The organism is Halomonas sp. (assembly GCF_041689495.1).
Classification (GTDB): Bacteria; Pseudomonadota; Gammaproteobacteria; order Pseudomonadales; family Halomonadaceae; genus Halomonas.
In genome coordinates, this window is record NZ_JBDNGD010000509.1 from 1 (window position 1) to 1375 (window position 1375).

At 68.0% G+C, this 1375-nt stretch carries 3 protein-coding genes; 2 read left to right on the plus strand and 1 reads right to left on the minus strand.

The features are described 5' to 3' along the window. The first annotated feature begins 271 nt into the window (after positions 1-271). The gene (locus ACESMD_RS15125; protein ID WP_372614598.1) at positions 272-601 is read left to right on the plus strand and encodes a tryptophan-rich sensory protein; all 330 of its coding nucleotides are present in this window, start codon (positions 272-274) and stop codon (positions 599-601) included. A 149-nt stretch (positions 602-750) separates the two neighbouring features. Here ACESMD_RS15125 and ACESMD_RS15130 read toward each other — a convergent pair whose 3' ends face one another. After that, on the minus strand, positions 751-1083 hold the full coding sequence (locus ACESMD_RS15130; protein WP_372614600.1) for a hypothetical protein: 333 nt from the start codon (positions 1081-1083) through the stop codon (positions 751-753). Positions 1084-1142: 59 nt separating this feature from the next. Between ACESMD_RS15130 and ACESMD_RS15135 the strand changes: the two genes are divergently transcribed. After that, positions 1143-1375 (plus strand): hypothetical protein (locus ACESMD_RS15135; protein ID WP_372614602.1); only part of this gene is annotated, 233 nt, incomplete at its 3' end.

The window sequence follows — 1375 nt, forward strand, 5'->3', positions numbered from 1 at the left end:
CCAGGGCAACCTGCAAGCCCTCCCTGCCAAGGGCCGCGGCCAGGGCGGCACCGACCATCCCGCCGCCCACGATGATCACATCGACGCTATCGTTCATTGCTTCCCCCAGTCGCCAGCTGCCGGCCTGGCCTATCGCCATGGTCCTGAATGTCAAGAATACCAAGGACGGGAGGCCCACAGCCATGCTTGACATGGACAGGGCCTCCGGTGAGGCGAGGGGAGTGTGCTACGCTCGCTGAATTCCCGACCGCGACCGGCAAGGATGTCGCCCATGTCCCCGTCCCGTTCCCTGATGATCCTTCTCGGCTGGCTGGCCCTGGTCGTGTTGACCGCGTCCAGCGGCGTCGCCACCCCGCCCGGCGCCTGGTACGCCGCCCTGGACAAACCGCCGCTTACCCCACCCAGTATCGCCTTCCCGATCGCCTGGACCGCGCTCTACCTGCTCATGGCCCTGGCGGCCTGGCGCGCCACCCTGGCTTCCCCGTGTGGCGCACGCTGGCATACCCTCTGGCCCTTCGTCGCCCAGCTCGCCGCCTACCTGGCCTGGGTAAGCTTCGCGGCCTACCTCAACGCCGCGACCTGGTGGCTCAATGGCGGCTAGGCTGGTGTCGTAAAGGCACTGGCGAGTGCAGACATCCGTGGATGGCGTCGAGGTGCTACGCTAGAGGCAGTACGCCCGTCACGGATGATCACCCCCCCCCCATGCCTGCCGCCCTTCGCTATCGTCGTTATCAACGCCCCCTCATGCCGCTAGTCCTGCTGGCCATTGCCCTGGGACTCGCCGGTTGCGATGGGGTCGACACCCGGGTGGAGAAGCCGACGCCTCGCCCGAGAGTCTCGCCGGAATCCGCCGGCTTTTCGGGTGAGGCCATGGTGCGCCAGGCCGACATGGCCAGTCTCAGCCGCCCAGCAGAGGGGAGTGCCAAGGATGAGACACAGGCCCGCATCGAGGAACGCCGCAACTACAGCCTGCAGTTCGATGATACCGAGCCGCTGGTGGCGGCCTATCGCGAGACCCATGACGCCTGCCTGGCGGCCGCCGAATGCCGAGTGGAGCAGGGAAGCCTGCAGACGCCCCGTCATGGCCTGGCCAATGGCTACCTGGCCATGCGTGTGGACCGCGACCTCAGGTCACCGACACCGTGGCGATCTCGGCCAGCTTCCAGGAACAACGCTGGGTGGAACCCCGCCAGCACGGCGTGCTCGCCCCCCTGTGGCGGGCGCTGGACCGCAGTACCACGCTGTTCTTCGAGTCGATGGGCCAGGTCATCCTGGTGGTGGTGTTCCTCACGCCCTGGCTGGTGCTCGGCCTGCCCGTCTTGTGGCTGCTCAGCCGGCTGTGGCGGCCGGTGCGCCGGGCGTTCTCCCGGCTGGG

Bases quoted from the DNA above. Each gene is read 5' to 3' on its own strand.
- ACESMD_RS15125 (WP_372614598.1), top strand. From the start codon at position 272: ATGTCCCCGTCCCGTTCCCTGATGATCCTTCTCGGCTGGCTGGCCCTG.
- ACESMD_RS15130 (WP_372614600.1), bottom strand. From the start codon at position 1,083: ATGACGGGGCGTCTGCAGGCTTCCCTGCTCCACTCGGCATTCGGCGGC.